The sequence below is a fragment of the Pseudomonas sp. PB120 genome, from assembly GCF_009761815.1.
Taxonomy (GTDB): Bacteria; Pseudomonadota; Gammaproteobacteria; order Pseudomonadales; family Pseudomonadaceae; genus Aquipseudomonas.
This window is the reverse complement of record NZ_RWIN01000131.1, coordinates 48,886-64,829: the sequence shown is the minus strand read 5'-3', so window position 1 is coordinate 64,829 and position 15,944 is coordinate 48,886. Positions and strand designations below refer to the sequence as shown.

Genomic DNA, 15,944 nt, shown 5'->3' with positions numbered 1-15,944 from the left:
GATGGTGTGTCAGTCACAACAGTGCCGACTGACACACCATCGCGAGCAAGCTCGCTCCTACAGGGGGAATTTGGGGTTATGGGAGTTATTCAGTGCTACCGAGGCCTTGCCAATGCTTTAGGCCGATGAAAATAAAGCGCAGCTGCTGAGTGATTTTCGCCTGCGGCGTCAAATGCTCGGGCAGTGCCTGGGCGGGCGGATCGATGATGTCGGGCAAGGTCGCAAATACACTTTTGACAATCAGGTCAGCCATCACGCTAAGGCCGGCGATGTCCAGGTGTTGCAGTTTCGGCATCAACGACAGGTCGGCCGCCAGGTCCGAGCTGATGTCCTCGCGCAAGCGACCAATGGCCAGGCGCACCGGGAGCGAGCCGCCGTATTGCTCGCGAGCCAGGAACAGGAACTGCGAACGATTGGCCGAGACCACGTCGAGAAAGATCCGCACCGAGGCATCGATAATGCCGCCCATCACGAATTCGTTATGGCGCACCAGGCGAATGGTTTCGCGGAAGGTCTGCCCGACTTCACTCACCAGCACCAGGCCCAGTTCGTCCATGTCGGCGAAATGCCGGTAGAACCCGGTCGGCACGATTCCGGCGGTTTTCGCCACTTCGCGCAGGCTCAGGCTGCCGAATCCTCGGCCGCATTCCATCAGGTGGCGGGCAGCGTCCATCAAGGCGTTGCGGGTTTGTTGTTTCTGTTCGGCGCGGGGCAGCATCGCAGGGTATTTTCTGGACAGGACAGCGGCGCACTCTAGCAAATCGGCTTTGCCGGCGTCGAACGACTATCGGGGGAATCAGGCGAGGAGGTGCTGCTTCTATTAAGTCAAAAGCCCAATCCGGGGATTGGGCTTTTTTTCAGGGCGGCCATAGGCTTAGCTCACAGCGCTGTTGCGTTCGATGACACGATCACCACCGCCTTCAGCGAGGGTCTGGCCTTGTGGAGTGCGGTCGGAACCGTCAGCAGCCAGGGTTTGACCTTGTGGAGTGCGGTCGGAACCGTCAGCAGCCAGGGTTTGACCTTGTGGAGTGCGATCGGAACCGTCAGCAGCGAGGGTCTGACCTTGTGGAGTGCGGTCGGAACCGTCAGCGGCAAGGGTTTGACCTTGTGGAGTGCGGTCGGAGCCGTCAGCAGCCAGGGTTTGGCCTTGTGGGGTGCGATCGGAACCGTCTTGGGTGATCAGGCCTTTTTCTTTCAGGCGATCGTTACCACCTTCAGCCAGAGTTTGACCTTGTGGAGTGCGGTCCGAACCATCAGCGGCAACCGTCTGACCGAACACCGTATGGGTCGATTTGACTTGCGGGGTAGCCTGGTCTGCAGCTGGCAGAGCGAAAGCGGTGCTGGCCAGCAGCGAGAGAGTAAGGCTAAGCAGTAATTGGCGTTTCATGATTGGGTGCTCCGTAGGAGGGCGATGAAGTGGGTACGAGGGCAATGCTACTCTCGATAAGTCGATATGAAAGTTCATAAAGACAATGGTAATAATCAACAGAATTGATTGTTCCGTTCGAAGGCTCTAGAACGGGCCTTTCCGGCGAGCGTTTTCGCACTGATGTGGGTATTTTCAACTCACTCGCGCCGCACAAAAGTGCGGGTGCGGTAACACCGGATGGCGAGAGCAGGGTGTCCCCGGCCGATTATTTGAACGTTAAGCGGCATTTCGGTTAAACCTGCGCCCGGTTTTCCAGTCGTACATTCCATGACAGGCCGGTTCCGGCCTAACGTTTCACACACGCGTCGCAGTCAGGGCGCTACGTCATATCAGGAGCCCTGTGCAATGACGCGCACCCGTAAAATCTTCGCCTGGACCTTCGCCAGCCTGGTTGTGCTGCTGGCGGTACTGGTTCTGGTCATCGTGTTCTTCGATTGGAACCGGATCAAACCACCGCTCAATGCCAAAGTGTCCGAAGAACTGCACCGCCCGTTCGCCATCAACGGCAACCTCGCGGTGGTCTGGCAGCGTGAGCCCGACGAGGGCGGCTGGCGCGCCTGGGTGCCGTGGCCGCATGTGGTGGCGGAGGATTTGAGCCTGGGCAACCCGGACTGGTCGAAACAACCGCAGATGGTGACCCTCAAGCGCGTCGAGTTGCGCATCTCGCCCCTGGCCTTGCTGGCGCAACGCGTGGTGATCCCGCGTATCGACCTCACTGAGCCGAATGCCCAACTGCAACGTCTGGCGGATGGCCGCGCCAACTGGACGTTCAAGTTCGACCCCAAGGACCCCAACGCCGAACCCTCGAACTGGGTGGTGGACATCGGAGCCATCGGCTTCGACAAGGGCCACGTCACCCTCGACGATCAGAGCTTGAAGACGCAGCTCGACTTGATCATCGACCCGCTCGGCAAGCCGATTCCATTCAGTGAGATCGTGGGCGACAAGGCTGCGAAAACCGCGCAGGAAAAAGGTGCTGCGCCTCAGGACTATGCCTTTGCACTGAAGGTCAAAGGCCAATACCACGATCAGAAACTCGCGGGGCAGGGTAAGATTGGTGGGCTGCTGGCGTTACAGGACGCTGCCAAACCGTTTCCGTTGCAGGCGCAGGTGAAGATTGCCGACACCAGCATCGAGCTGGCCGGGACCCTGACGGATCCCCTGAACCTCGGTGCGCTGGACTTGCAGCTGAAACTGGCCGGCACCAGCCTCGGTAACCTCTACCCGCTGACCGGCGTCACCCTGCCGGATACTCCGCCGTATGCCACGGACGGTCACTTGGTTGCCAAGCTGCACGAGGCGGGTGGGGCGGTCTTCCGCTATGAAGAGTTCAACGGCAAGATCGGCCAGAGCGACATCCATGGCAGCCTGGCCTATGTCGCCAGCCAGCCTCGGCCGAAACTCAGCGGTGCGCTGGTTTCCAACCAACTGTTGTTTGCCGACCTGGCGCCGTTGATCGGTGCCGACTCGAACGCCAAGCAAAAGGCCCGTGGCGGTGAAAGCAAGCAGCCGACGGACAAAGTGTTGCCGGTTGAGGAGTTCAAGACCGAGCGCTGGCGCGATATGGACGCCGACATCGAGTTCACTGGCAAACGCATCGTCCACAGCGAAAAACTGCCGTTCAATGACCTTTATACCCACGTGGTGCTGACCGATGGCGTGCTCAGCCTCGAACCCCTGCGTTTTGGCGTGGCAGGCGGCAAGCTTGACGCGCAAATTCGCCTGAACGGTCAGGCCGATCCTTTGGAGGGGAAGGCCAAGCTCACCGCGCGCGGTTTCAAACTCAAGCAGTTGTTCCCGACCTTCGAACCGATGAAAACCAGTTTCGGCGAGCTGAATGGCGATGCCGACATCAGTGGGCGCGGCAATTCAGTGGCAAAGCTGCTGGGCAGTGCTAACGGGAATTTGAAAATGCTGATCAACGACGGCGCCATCAGCCGCGAGTTGATGGAGCTGGCCGGGCTTAATGTCGGTAACTATGTGGTCGGGCGGATCTTTGGCGACAAGGAAGTGAAGATCAATTGCGCGGCCGCCGACTTCGATATCAAGTCGGGGCTGGCGACCACGCGCCTGTTCGTTTTCGACACGGAGAACGCCATCATCTATATCGATGGCACGGCGAACATGGCCACGGAGCAGCTGGACCTGACGATTACGCCGGAGTCCAAAGGCTGGCGGCTGATTTCGTTGCGCTCACCATTGTATGTGCGGGGCAAGTTCATCAAGCCGGATGCCGGTGTAAAAGCCGTACCACTGATGTTGCGCGGCGCGGGGATGGTGGCTCTGGGTGTGATTGCCGCGCCAGCGGCGGGGCTGCTGGCGCTGGTGGCGCCGAGTGGTGGAGAGCCGAATCAGTGCGCGCCGTTGCTGGAGCAGATGAAGGCGGGCAAGGCGCCTGTGACGGTCAAGCCAACCAAATAGATTTGCGGTGTCTGTCATGACGCCATCGCGAGCAGGTTTAGTGTCGAATCCCTGCCTGCTCGCGAAAGGCGATCACCCCAACGCATGCCCGGACAGCAACGCTTCCTCCCGCAACCAGGAAAAGAACGCCCGGACCGGCGGATGTCGCTCGCGTCCCGGGACGCAAAGGGCGCTGTATCCGGCCCCGTCGACCTGGACATCCCCTCGGTAAGCCACGAGCAAACCGCTGGCCACACTCTCCGACACCAGAATATTGCTCGCCAGCACCAGACCTTGTCCGGCGATGGCCGCTTGCAGGGCGTAATGCTCTTCGTCGTATTCGCGGACCGACGGTTGCGCCGCCAGCCAATTTTCACGGGCCAGCGCGCACCAAGCCTCCCAGCCATGGGCGTACAACTTGGAATTGTGCCAACGCACGCTGATCAGCGTCGGCGTGTGCTCAGCCGCCTGCGCCACTTGTCCGGGCGAACCATAAACGCCGAACGATTCATCAAACAGGCACAACCCATAAAGGTTAGGGTAGTCATCGAGGCTGTAGCGCACCACCAAGTCGACGCTGGCGTCCTGGTGCAGATCGATCACTTCGCAATGGGTGTCCAGCCGCAGGCTGATGTTTGGGTGTCGGGCATAGAAACGTCCCAGCCGAGGCACCAGCCAGAGGGCGGCGAATGCGGCAGTGGTGGAAATCGTCAGGCTTGAGCCACTGCGTTGCGGGCGCAGGGTGTCGATGCTTTGTGCCACGTCCAGCAAGGCGCCATGCAGGCTGTGGAACAACCGCTGGCCACACTCGGTGAGGCGTACCTGGCGTGGCAGTCGCTCGAACAACGGCACGCCCAGCCAGTTTTCCAGCGAGCGAATCTGATGGGACACCGCCGTTGGCGTCACTGACAGTTCTTCTGCGGCAGCCTTGAAGCTCAACAGGCGCGAGGCGGATTCAAACGCGCGTAAGGCCGTCAGGGGTAACGAGGCAAACATTTGAACACTCCATGGATGAAATGGATTCATCCAGACTGATTTTTGCTCAGTTGAAGGTAGGTGGCTGCGCACATCAATCTGCAAGCCGTTTAAGTCTAGTTCTTCAGGAGATTCAGATGAGCAAAATTCTTGCGGTTCACGCCAGCCCTCGGGGTGAACGTTCGCACTCGCGGCGCCTGGCCGAAGTCTTTCTTTCAGCCTGGCAGGCCCGCCATCCACAGGCACGCCTGACTCGTCGCGAAGTCGGTCGAGCCTTGATTCCACCGGTCAACGAAGCGTTTGTGGCCGCCGCGTTTTACCCCGAGCCCGATGCGCGGCCGCTGTCGATGCAGGCCGACCTGGCCTTCAGCGATGAGCTGGTCGGCGAGTTGCTTGGGCACGATCTTTTGGTGATTTCCACGCCGATGCACAACTTCAGCGTGCCCAGCGGCCTGAAGGCCTGGATCGATCAGATCGTGCGGGTCGGGCTGACCTTCAATCACACGCTGGATAACGGCGTGGCCCAGTACGAGCCATTGGTGCGGGGCAAGAAGGCGTTGATTGTCACCAGTCGTGGCGGTTTCGGCTTCGGGCCGGGCGGTGCGCTGGAAGCCTTGAATCATGCGGATCCGTTGCTGCGCACGGCGCTGGGTTTCATCGGCATTACCGACGTCACCGTGGTGGCGGCCGAAGGCGAAGAATCCACTGACCGCACCTTTGAAGTCTCCGCCGCCGAGGCCGAGCAGCGTTTGCTGGCGCTGGCCAGGGAGTTCTAGATGGCCTGGCTGTTTTTGCTGATCGCCGCCGGGTTCGAAGTCACGTTCGCCATGGGCATGAAGTACGCCGAAGGTTTTACCCGACCCTGGCCATCGCTGATCACCGTCGTGGCGGCCGTGGGCGGGATTTACTTTCTGACCCTGGCCATGCGCGAGTTACCGGTGAGCATCGCCTACCCGATCTGGACCGCGATCGGTTCGCTGGGCACCGTGTTTCTTGGGTTCGCGCTGCTCGGTGAAAGCCTGACGGCGATCAAACTGGTGTCGGTCGGGCTGATTGTGGCGGGGGTGGTCGGCCTGAAATAGGGCGGATGTCATAGACTGGTCGTGGCGTTGTCATCTTCACGGGTAATGCTTGGCTGCTGTTTTGCATTCAGCCTTGCGTCAACTCACCGATCACAAGGACGTTCGCTCATGTCGCAAGGTTCCGCCACGCGTTACCCGCTGGTGCTGGTCCCGGGAATGCTCGGGTTTATCCGTCTGGTGCTTTATCCGTACTGGTACGGGATCGTCGCGGCGTTGCGCCAGGGTGGTGCGACGGTGATTGCGGTGCAGGTTTCGCCACTCAACTCAAACGAGGTGCGCGGCGAGCAACTGCTGGCGCGCATTGACGAGATTCTGCGGGAAACCGGTGCCGAGAAGGTCAACCTGATCGGCCACAGCCAGGGCTCGCTAACCGCCCGTTATGCCGCCGCCAAACGCCCGGACCGGGTGGCTTCGGTCACCTCGGTGGCGGGGCCCAATCATGGCTCGGAACTGGCGGACTACCTGCACACGCATTATCCCGCGGACAGTGCGAAAGGCCGGCTGCTGGCCTTTTTACTGCGGGTGATTGGCGCGTTGATGAGCCTGTTGGAAACCGGCTATCGCGGGCCGAAGCTGCCGGTGGACATTCACGCGTCCCATGAATCCCTGACGACGGCGGGGGTGGCGTTGTTCAACCAGCGTTATCCACAGGGCTTGCCGCACACCTGGGGTGGGCACGGGCCGGAAGTGGAGAACGGCGTGCGCTATTACTCGTGGTCCGGGACATTGCAGCCGGGCAGGACGGATCGCGGGCGCAACCTGTTTGACGGGACGAACCGCAGTTGCCGGTTGTTTGCCACCACCTTCGTTCGCGAGGTCGGGCATTGCGACGGGATGGTCGGGCGATACAGCTCGCACTTGGGGACGGTGATTGGCGATGATTTTCCGCTGGATCACTTCGACATCGTCAATCAGTCGCTGGGGTTGGTGGGGAAGGGGGCGGAGCCGATCAGGCTGTTTGTCGAGCATGCGGCGCGGTTGAAGGCTGCCGGGGTTTAGCCTCCTGTGGCGAGGGAGCTTGTCGGAACGCCGCACCGTCCCGTTCGAGCGCGAAGCGGTCGCAAAAAGGGCCGCTTCGCAGCCCAACGGGAGCAAGCTCCCTCGCCACAGAGCATTACGAACGTCCTAAAACCGTGGTCCACCGCTCCGAAAGAATCACTCCACCCAGCGTCAACACCCCGCCCCCCAGGTGATACATCGCCAGCTGCTCATGCAGCACCACCGCCGCGATCAGCGCCGTAATCAACGGCAACAGATTGAAAAACAGCACCGTCCGGCTAGGCCCCAGGCGCACCACCGCCTGCATCCACGCCAGTGGTGCAATCATCGAAGCCAACAGGCAGGCATACAGCACCAGCGGAATGTTCTGCAGCGTCGGGCCGATTTTTGGCGATACGACAAACAGCGGAAACAGCACCACCACCGCCACCAGCACCTGCAAATACAGCAACACCAGCGGCGGCAGGCGCAGCTGCCATTTTTTCAGCAGCGTGCTGTAAATCGCATAGGCCAGCGTGGCGACCAGCATCATCGCGTCGCCCAGGTTGATCCCGTGCTCCAGCAGCACGGCCAGGCTTCCAGAAGAAACCACCACCAACACGCCAGCAAACGACAGCACCGCACCTGCCAGTGCACCGGCGGTCAGGCGCTGGCCGAGACTGACGATCGCCATGGCCAGCGACATCAATGGCATCAGCGACAGGATGATCCCCATGTTGGTGGCCGTGGTCAGCGAGGCGGCGAAATACGCCAGGCTTTGATAGACCGCCATCCCGAGCACGCCCAGGACGAACACCTTGCCCAGGTTCGGGCGGATCAGCGGCCAATGGGCGATCACCGGTTTGAGCATGAAGGGCGTGAACAACAATCCGGCCAGCAGCCAGCGGTAAAAGCCGATCTCGGCAGGGAAGATCGCCCCGGCCGACATTTTGGTGATCACGGTGTTGCCGGCCCAGATAAAAATGGCCAGCAGGGGATACGCATATTGCATCAGGAACAAACCAGAACATGAATGAGCGGGCATTATCCGGTGTCTGGATGAAAGCCTATACTTCGATCCAGACAACTCGGCCCTTTTGACGGACAGCATGAACAGCAAACACATCGACCTGCTCGATTTCAGCGAACTGCCGTCGCCGGTGTACTTCCGTTATGCCGACTTCGACACTCACGAATACGCTTCAGCGCACCGTCATCCATGGGGCACGCTCGAGTACTCGGCCAATGGCGTCTTGCACATGGAAATCGGCAGCAGTCGTTTCATGTCGCCACCCCAGTACGCCGTTTGGGTGCCGCCGCAGGTCGAGCACAGTTTCTACAGCAATCAACCGATCAACTATCGTGCCGTCTGCCTCGCACCTGTGTTGTGTCGCGATCTGCCGGCGCAGGCCTGCACCCTGGCGATCAGCGACATTCTCAAGGCGATCCTCAAGGATTTCGCAGCCCGTGATGTACAAATTCCCGAGCAGGAGGCCGACAGGCGCCTGGCCCAGGTATTGGTGGATCAGTTGCAACAGGCGCCGGTGCATGAGTGTTACCTGCCTTACGCCAGCAGTCCCGGCTTGCTCGGCATACTCGAAGCCTTGCAGGCCGATCCGGGTGACAATCGGCCGTTGGCGGAGTGGGCCGAGCAGGTCCATGTCAGCGAACGGACCCTCGCGCGGCAGTTCGTGCGCGAACTGGGCATGAGTTTCGGCGAGTGGCGTCAGCGGTTACGGTTTCTGGTGGCGATTGAGGCGCTGGACAGTCACCTCAGCATTCAGGAAATCGCCTTCGACATGGGTTACAGCACAGGCTCGGCTTTTATTGCGATGTTCCAGCGTCAGGCCGGGTGTACGCCGGAGCAGTATCGACGCAGCCACCTCGAGAGCAGGAAGGTGTAACAGGCTTTGTCTACACTGCAAAACGAGGCCGTGCCCCTCGGTGCGGTAACAAGGAGAAAACTCCATGAAGATGTTGCGTGTCCCTTTGTTGATGATCGGTTTGCTGCTCTGCTCCCAAGGCTTCGCCGCCACTGCGCAACAGAACAAGATGACCACGTGCAATGCCGACGCTACCGCGAAAACCCTCAAGGGCGATGAGCGCAAAGCCTTCATGAGCACCTGCCTCAAAGCCGCGCCGGCGGCCAACGACGCCAAGACCATGACCCCTCAGCAGGAGAAGATGAAAACCTGCAACGCCGATGCGGCGACCAAGGCCCTTAAGGGCGATGAGCGCAAGGCGTTCATGAGTGATTGCCTGAAGAAAAAATAAATAATGGGCCGAGAGATGTGGGGGCTGTGAGGGCCCCATCGCCGGCAAGCCGGTCTCGCTCCCACATTTTGTTCGGCTGCGCGGTCAAGTGTGGGAGTGAGCCTGCTCGCGATGAGGGCGGCAGGGGCGCTGTAAATAGTCGCCTGAACCCCCGACCAAGGTCGCCCCACACAATCCCTAGTGCTGACATCGGAACGCTGGCAGACTGCCAATCCTTTACGCCGTTCGTTTTGAGGCTGTATGCCAACGTTTTCTCAACGCCAAGTTTTGCTGCTGATCAGTTGGGTCATCATTTTTGGTGGTTTGCTGCTAGTGCTCCCGCTGCGTTTGCTGCCCAGCCTGCTGGCCGGGTTGCTGGTGTTCGAGCTGGTCAACATGCTCACCCCGCAATTGCAACGACTGATCGAAGGGCGGCGTGCGCGCTGGTTGGCGGTAGCGCTGCTGGGCACATTAGTGGTCAGTGTGCTGACGCTGATCTTCGCCGGCGCCATCAGCTTCCTGCTGCACGAAGCGGAAAACCCCGGCGCATCGCTCGACAAATTCATGCATGTGGTCGACCGCGCCCGTGGGCAATTGCCGCCGTTCATCGACGCCTACCTGCCCGCCAGCGCTGCCGAATTTCGCGTGGCCATTGGCGAGTGGATGAGCAAACACCTCAGCGACCTGCAGCTCGTCGGCAAGGACGCGGCGCACATGTTCGTGACGCTGCTGATCGGTATGGTGCTGGGGGCGATCATTGCCTTGCAGCGGGTGCCGGACGTGACCAAGCGCAAGCCGTTGGCTGCTGCGCTGTTCGAGCGTCTGCACCTGCTGGTCCAGGCGTTTCGCAACATTGTGTTCGCGCAGATCAAAATCTCGCTGCTGAACACCTTCTTCACCGCAATCTTCCTCGCGGTGATCCTGCCGATGTTCGGCATCAAGCTGCCGCTGACCAAAACCCTGATCGTGCTGACGTTCCTGCTCGGCTTGTTGCCGGTGATTGGCAACCTGATGTCGAACACCTTGATCACCATCGTCGGTTTGTCGCTGTCGATCTGGGTTGCAGTGGCGGCGTTGGGTTATCTGATTTTTATCCACAAGCTCGAATACTTCCTCAACGCGCGCATCGTGGGCGGGCAGATCAGTGCCAAGTCGTGGGAGTTGCTGCTGGCGATGCTGGTGTTCGAGGCCGCGTTCGGCCTGCCGGGGGTGGTGGCGGGGCCGATTTATTACGCGTACCTGAAGAGTGAGTTGAAGCTGGTGGGGATGGTTTGACCCAGTGCCGATCTAACTGTGGCGAGGGAGCTTGCTCCCGCTGGACTGCGTAGCAGTCCCATTTTGGGGGCCGCTTCGCGACCCAGCGGGACGGTGCGGCGTTCCGACAAGCTCCCTCGCCACAGGATTTCGGTCAATCCATCGGGCCGTAACGCTTGGCGGCTTCAATCGCCAAACCACTGCCGATGCTGCCGAAGATGTTCCCTTCCACATGCCGCGCATTCGGCAACATCGCCGAAACGCTGTTGCGCAAGGCCGGAATCCCGCTCGAACCACCGGTGAAGAACACCGTGTCCACCTGATCGACCCGCACATCGGCGTCGTTCAGCATCTGGGTCACGCTATTGCGTACGCGCTCCAGCAGGTTTTCGATGGCCGATTCGAACAGCGCACGGCTCAGCTCAACGCTCAAACCCGGTTCAATGCGATCCAGCGGCACGTGACGGTTGTCGGCGTGGGTCAGCTGGATCTTGGTTTCTTCCACTTCCATGGCCAGCCAGTGCCCGGCACGCTGGTCGATCAACTTGAACAGACGGTCAATGCCGCCGGTGTCTTCGATGTCGTAGCGCATGCTGCCCAGGGCCAGGGTCGATTTCTGCGAGTACACCGAGTTGATGGTGTGCCAGGTCGCCAGGTTCATGTGGTGGCTGGTCGGCATGTAGGCGCCGCTCTTCATCCGGCTGCCGTAGCCAAACAGCGGCATCAGGCCTTGCAGGCTCAACTGCTTGTCAAAATCGGTCCCGCCGATGTGCACGCCGCCGGTGGCGAGGATGTCGTCGTGACGGTTATCGTGGGTGCGACGTTCCGGGGACAGGCGCACCAGCGAGAAGTCGGACGTACCCCCGCCGATGTCGACGATCAGTACCAGCTCTTCTTTTTCGATGGTCGACTCGTAGTCGAAGGCGGCTGCAATCGGCTCGTACTGGAACGACACGTCCTTGAAGCCGATGGCGCGAGCCACGTCGACCAAGGTGTTTTCGGCTTCCTGGTCGGCCATCTCATCGTCATCGACGAAGAACACCGGACGACCCAGCACCACTTCCTCGAATTCCCGACCAGCGGCGGTCTCGGCACGTTTCTTCAATTGACCGATAAACAGCCCGAGCAGGTCCTTGAACGGCATCGCGGTGCCGAGGACGCTGGTGTCGTGCTTGATCAGCTTGGAACCCAGCAGGCTCTTGAGCGAGCGCATCAGGCGGCCTTCGTAGCCTTCCAGGTACTCGTGCAGCGCCAGGCGGCCGTACACCGGGCGGCGTTCTTCCATGTTGAAGAACACCACCGAAGGCAGGGTGATCTTGTCGTCCTCCAGCGCGATCAGCGTTTCCATGCCGGGGCGCAGCCAGCCGACGGTGGAGTTGGACGTGCCGAAGTCGATACCACAGGCACGGGCTGGAGATGCGTTTTTCATGTCTTTCAGGTTCCGGTTAAAAAACGGCCGCGCAGTGTATGTCAGAGCGGCACAGATTCGAAGGCCGACTATCCGCTAAATCTCAACCAATAGCGCCTTGATAAGCTGGCGGGATGCCCCAAACTTGTCTGCATTGAGCCTGGCAGCCATCGGACGGTCACAAGAACCGCCTCCCGCTGCCGATAAACTTCTGATGCGCCTCCCGGTCACTACCTTGAGATCGGTCAACCTGACGGCAGCCAATAAGCGCATGCTGTCGGTGACGGCGCGATATCGATAACGGATGGTGATCCTCAGATGGACTTCAAAGACTATTACAAGATTCTCGGTGTGGAACCGACCGCGGACGATAAGACCATCAAGGCCGCTTATCGCAAACTCGCGCGCAAATACCACCCCGACGTCAGCAAGGAAAAAGACGCCGAGGCCAAGTTCAAGGACGCCTCGGAAGCCTATGAAGCGCTGAAAAGTGCCGACAAGCGCGCCGAATACGACGACTTGCGCAAATACGGCCAGCACGGCCAACCGTTCCAGGGCCCGCCAGGTTGGCAGGGGCGTGGCACGGGCGGTTTTGGTGGTGGTCAGGACACGGGCGATTTTTCGGACTTTTTCAGTTCGATCTTCGGCAACCGTGGCCCTGGTTTTGGTGGTGGACAGTCAGGCCGCAGCGCCGGACGTCGAGGGCAAGACGTGGAAATGGAACTGGCGATTTTCCTGGAAGAAACACTTTCGAATGAATCGAAGAAGGTCACCTTCCAGGTGCCGCAGTACAACGCTGCCGGCCAACACGTCAGCAACACCAGCAAAAGCCTGAACGTGAAGATCCCCGCAGGCGTGACCGACGGCGAGCGCATTCGCTTGAAAGGCCAGGGTGCTCCCGGCATCGGTGGTGGTGCCAATGGCGACCTGTTCCTGATCATCCGCTTCGCGCCGCATCCGAAGTTCGACGTCGAAGGCGAGAACCTGATCATCACGCTGCCGCTCGCACCGTGGGAATTGGCGCTGGGTACCGAAGTGGCGGTGCCGACACTGACCGGCAAGATCAACCTCAAGGTTCCCGCCGGCAGCCAGAACGGCCAGCGCATGCGTGCCAAGGGCCATGGCCTGTTGAATAAAGCGGGTGAGCGTGGCTACCTGTTCGTGCAATTGAAGGCCGTGATGCCTAAAACGTCGAGCGACGAGGTCAAGGCGCTGTGGCAGGAACTGGCGAAAAAAGCCGCTTTCGACCCAAGAGAAAATTTCTGATCCAAGAGACGGAGTAGCCCATCATGAGCAACCCCCTGATCGTTCAACTGGACATGGCAGAATTCTGTGAGGCGACCGACCTGTCGGACGTCTACGTGATCGAAATCGTCGAACACGGCATCCTCGAACCTCAGGGCCAGCAGCCCAAGGATTGGCGTTTCAACGATTACGAACTGGCACTGGCCAAGCGTGCCGCCAAGCTGCGGCACGACCTGGATCTGGAATGGGAAGGCGTCGCCCTGGCGCTGGACTTGCTCGAGGAAGTTCAGCAGCTCAGGGCGGAGAACCGGATGCTGAAGCAGCGGTTGGCGCGGTTGGTGGTGGAGTAGGTCGCGGACTGTGGACAGATGCGTCTCGATAACTCCGCCGCTTATCAGACCAGAGAGGGTCTAATGGCCCACCCCTTTCGTTGGGGTCGAAAATCAACCACGAGGATCCCGTCTGATTTGTTTTTGTATCGCGCTCAAATCCGTTTTTTCATAACTACTATGCGTAACGTTGCCATCTTCCGTTATTTGAACACGGTATTGACGGATAGAACCATCCGGCAGCCTTCTTGGTGCAAGTGGAGGAACTACATAGGTAGAAGTTTCGGCTTGGACGGATGCACGGCTTCGGGACGAGCCTGGTAATGAGTAATTCTGTGATGGAGCCGGCGTAGTACTTCCTCCAGCTGGACCGCGTGCGTTGCTGGCTACTGCGCTAACAATTTGGCTAAGAGGAGATTCCTTTTTTAGGTAGCGTCTTGGTGGTGGAACTTGATAGTCCTCATACCCGTCCGGTAACCCTCTACGTCTATTTTCTCGCACTGATGGGGGTGTTTGTGAGTTTGTGTTCGACGGGAGGCTTACTGTCGACGTTGGAACAGCCGCTGCACGCGAGTTCCTTGGAAGTGGTAAATATTCGTTGGGGCGAGTCCCTGGCCTGGTTTCGAGGGCAGGAAACGAATTTGTCGTCCTGGGTTTGAAAGTCTTCTTGATATTGGGCCACCACTTTCGAGGGTTAAACCGCCCCGACGGATCCGAGCCCATCACTGGCTCTCCACCACAATACATATACGCATTCAAGCCGCCCGCCCCAAATGGACTCAAACTGTCCGGACTATGAAAGCGCATTAATACCGGGTTGTAAGCTCGGTAGCCGTTTCCCAGTAAATACCATCCGAGGCTGCTTTCGCGCACTTCTCCGTTGAACCCCATGTGCGTGGCTACCTTTTGCTGGGCGGTCTGATGCCCATAGGTGCAATAAGTAACGGAGTTGGGCCGCCCCCCGGCAAGCTCCGCAAGTATTGAATGTTTACTGTCTGTCGCCAGCAGTAGGGTGTGAGGCTGGCTTGAGGAAGCGTAGGTCATGGGATCCTTTCCTCTGTGAGAAAGTCGACTGTGATCAACGGCCTTAGTGTGAGCTTATTGCTGAGCACCGGGAACTATCAGAACTGATAGTGAAATCCCGACTGCTGAAAGGACCTGCACAGGACTTTTGTAGCAGCTGTCGAGTGAAACGAGGCTGCGTTTTTGATCTGCTTGAACATCTTCGAGTCCAAAAAACGCAGCCTCGTTTCACTCGACAGCTGCTACAGGGGTGCGAGGAAGCGGCTATAGGGCTCCGCGCGGCAACACCACCGTAAACAACGTCCCGTCTGCCTCGCTCGAGGTGACTTCAATCGTCCCGGCGTGGGCGGTGACCACTTCCTTGACGATAAACAGTCCCAGCCCAAGGCTGGTGGACGGCTGGCCGAGTTCTTCGTCGGCTCTGCGCACCAGTGGGTCGAAGATCGTGCCGATGGCATCCTCGGGAATCGGATTGCCATGGTTGTGCACCGTGAGGCGTACGCTGTCCGGCTCGCCGGTGAGGGTGACCGTGACATCGCGTTTGTTCAGGCCATGCTGTAGTGCATTGCCAATCAGGTTCTGCAGCAGTTGATCCAGCCGCCCGGTATCCCAGCAACCCCGTGTATCACCCTCCACCGTTACCGTTGGATCGCATTCGGGGTTACCGGCACAGGCTTGGGCAACGGCCGAATGTGCCGCATCGGCCAGGTCCATGGGCGTCGGTTCGATCGGCAGGCTCTTGCCCAGGCGGCTGCGCACCAGCTCCAGCAAGTCGCTGACCATCACCGCCATGTGGCGCGCGCCACGCCTGATGTTGTTCGCACAGGCCAGCGCATCGCCTTCAAGGGTGGCTTTGCGCATCAACACTTCTGTGGACATGGACACCGCCTGCAACGGCGCGCGCAGGTCGTGCCCGAGTATCGCCAGAAAGATATCCCGCGAACGATTTACCTGTTCGGCATACGCCGCCGTCGATTCGGCCAGGGCTTCATCGATGGCTTCGTTGAAGCGGATCATGTCCTGGAAATAGCTCAGGTCCGGTGATTCAAGGCTGTTGACCCACAAGCGAATCACACAGGCGCGAAGGTGACGGAATTCACTGGTCATTTGCACCAGGTCGAAGCCCACCGTGTGCCGCAGCTCACCGTGACTGGCGCCGGCTTCGTCCAGACTCGGGGTTTTCTCCGGGCCTTCGCCCTTGGCCTTGGCGAGCTGTTCGCTGGCGGTCTGGGCGGTGGTCATGTCGCGCGCGGCGGCCAGCAGGATAGCTTTGGCGTGATCGCGCAACGCCTCTTGATCCATGTTTTCGGCGGCAGGGGTGATGGTTCTGGCGAACTGTTCCCATTCATCGACGATACGGTCCACGTGTTGCCTGATGAATTCGGATAAGCGCATGGTCGGTTTCCTGATGGCAATCCGGGGCATCTTAGCCCCTTTGGTGCCCCCTAAAAACTACCATTACGCGGACGATCATTCTTCGGTGGCCCGCGGGTGGTAATTAATTGTTTTTTAGATTCTGAAATCGAATGCAATGTTGACCAGGGGCGGTTTTTCACGTTGTTTTTTAA

At 59.5% G+C, this 15,944-nt stretch carries 16 protein-coding genes; 9 read left to right on the top strand and 7 right to left on the bottom strand.

Annotated elements, in window-relative coordinates; genetic code table 11:
• Positions 1–85: 85 nt before the first annotated feature.
• Complete coding sequence (locus tag EJA72_RS24015; protein ID WP_157714389.1) at positions 86–718, bottom strand: TetR family transcriptional regulator; 633 nt, start codon at positions 716–718, stop codon at positions 86–88.
• Between the two features lie 156 nt (positions 719–874).
• Entirely contained in the window at positions 875–1,387 is a 513-nt protein-coding gene (locus tag EJA72_RS24010; RefSeq protein WP_157714388.1) for a hypothetical protein, read from the bottom strand.
• A gap of 387 nt (positions 1,388–1,774) precedes the next feature.
• Between EJA72_RS24010 and EJA72_RS24005 the strand changes: the two genes are divergently transcribed.
• The gene (locus EJA72_RS24005; protein WP_157714387.1) at positions 1,775–3,850 is read left to right on the top strand and encodes an AsmA family protein; all 2,076 of its coding nucleotides are present in this window, start codon (positions 1,775–1,777) and stop codon (positions 3,848–3,850) included.
• Positions 3,851–3,922: 72 nt separating this feature from the next.
• Here the strand turns inward: EJA72_RS24005 and EJA72_RS24000 are convergent, their stop codons facing one another.
• Positions 3,923–4,855, bottom strand: a complete 933-nt coding sequence (locus EJA72_RS24000; RefSeq protein WP_372240737.1) for a LysR substrate-binding domain-containing protein — start codon at positions 4,853–4,855, stop codon at positions 3,923–3,925.
• 86 nt (positions 4,856–4,941) lie between these two features.
• On the opposite strand from EJA72_RS24000, the gene EJA72_RS23995 reads away from it, so the two are divergent.
• The 3 genes from EJA72_RS23995 to EJA72_RS23985 all read left to right on the top strand — a co-directional run bounded on the left by EJA72_RS23995 (position 4,942) and on the right by EJA72_RS23985 (position 6,885).
• Positions 4,942–5,580 (top strand): FMN-dependent NADH-azoreductase, encoded by a 639-nt coding sequence (locus EJA72_RS23995; RefSeq protein WP_157714385.1) that lies wholly within the window; start codon positions 4,942–4,944, stop codon positions 5,578–5,580.
• Positions 5,581–5,886 (top strand): multidrug efflux SMR transporter, encoded by a 306-nt coding sequence (locus tag EJA72_RS23990; RefSeq protein ID WP_157714384.1) that lies wholly within the window; start codon positions 5,581–5,583, stop codon positions 5,884–5,886.
• Between the two features lie 108 nt (positions 5,887–5,994).
• Positions 5,995–6,885, top strand: a complete 891-nt coding sequence (locus EJA72_RS23985) for a triacylglycerol lipase (protein WP_157714383.1) — start codon at positions 5,995–5,997, stop codon at positions 6,883–6,885.
• Positions 6,886–7,000: 115 nt separating this feature from the next.
• Here EJA72_RS23985 and EJA72_RS23980 read toward each other — a convergent pair whose 3' ends face one another.
• Complete coding sequence (locus EJA72_RS23980) at positions 7,001–7,876, bottom strand: DMT family transporter (protein ID WP_157714382.1); 876 nt, start codon at positions 7,874–7,876, stop codon at positions 7,001–7,003.
• A gap of 97 nt (positions 7,877–7,973) precedes the next feature.
• On the opposite strand from EJA72_RS23980, the gene EJA72_RS23975 reads away from it, so the two are divergent.
• The 3 genes from EJA72_RS23975 (at position 7,974) to EJA72_RS23965 (ending at position 10,392) form a co-directional block, all read left to right on the top strand.
• Positions 7,974–8,768, top strand: a complete 795-nt coding sequence (locus EJA72_RS23975) for a helix-turn-helix domain-containing protein (protein ID WP_157714381.1) — start codon at positions 7,974–7,976, stop codon at positions 8,766–8,768.
• A gap of 64 nt (positions 8,769–8,832) precedes the next feature.
• Entirely contained in the window at positions 8,833–9,138 is a 306-nt protein-coding gene (locus EJA72_RS23970) for a PsiF family protein (protein WP_157714380.1), read from the top strand.
• 240 nt (positions 9,139–9,378) lie between these two features.
• Positions 9,379–10,392 (top strand): AI-2E family transporter, encoded by a 1,014-nt coding sequence (locus EJA72_RS23965; RefSeq protein ID WP_157714379.1) that lies wholly within the window; start codon positions 9,379–9,381, stop codon positions 10,390–10,392.
• A gap of 133 nt (positions 10,393–10,525) precedes the next feature.
• Here EJA72_RS23965 and EJA72_RS23960 read toward each other — a convergent pair whose 3' ends face one another.
• Entirely contained in the window at positions 10,526–11,800 is a 1,275-nt protein-coding gene (locus EJA72_RS23960) for an Hsp70 family protein (protein WP_157714378.1), read from the bottom strand.
• A gap of 297 nt (positions 11,801–12,097) precedes the next feature.
• Here EJA72_RS23960 and EJA72_RS23955 point away from each other — a divergent pair, with 297 nt between their 5' ends.
• Both EJA72_RS23955 and EJA72_RS23950 read left to right on the top strand, forming a co-directional pair.
• The gene (locus EJA72_RS23955) at positions 12,098–13,045 is read left to right on the top strand and encodes a DnaJ C-terminal domain-containing protein (protein ID WP_157714377.1); all 948 of its coding nucleotides are present in this window, start codon (positions 12,098–12,100) and stop codon (positions 13,043–13,045) included.
• Positions 13,046–13,068: 23 nt separating this feature from the next.
• Positions 13,069–13,374 (top strand): chaperone modulator CbpM, encoded by a 306-nt coding sequence (locus tag EJA72_RS23950; RefSeq protein ID WP_157714376.1) that lies wholly within the window; start codon positions 13,069–13,071, stop codon positions 13,372–13,374.
• 93 nt (positions 13,375–13,467) lie between these two features.
• Here EJA72_RS23950 and EJA72_RS23945 read toward each other — a convergent pair whose 3' ends face one another.
• Both EJA72_RS23945 and EJA72_RS23940 read right to left on the bottom strand, forming a co-directional pair.
• Entirely contained in the window at positions 13,468–14,397 is a 930-nt protein-coding gene (locus EJA72_RS23945) for an RHS repeat-associated core domain-containing protein (protein ID WP_157714375.1), read from the bottom strand.
• A 243-nt stretch (positions 14,398–14,640) separates the two neighbouring features.
• Positions 14,641–15,771 (bottom strand): sensor histidine kinase KdpD, encoded by a 1,131-nt coding sequence (locus tag EJA72_RS23940; protein ID WP_157714374.1) that lies wholly within the window; start codon positions 15,769–15,771, stop codon positions 14,641–14,643.
• Positions 15,772–15,944: the final 173 nt, after the last annotated feature.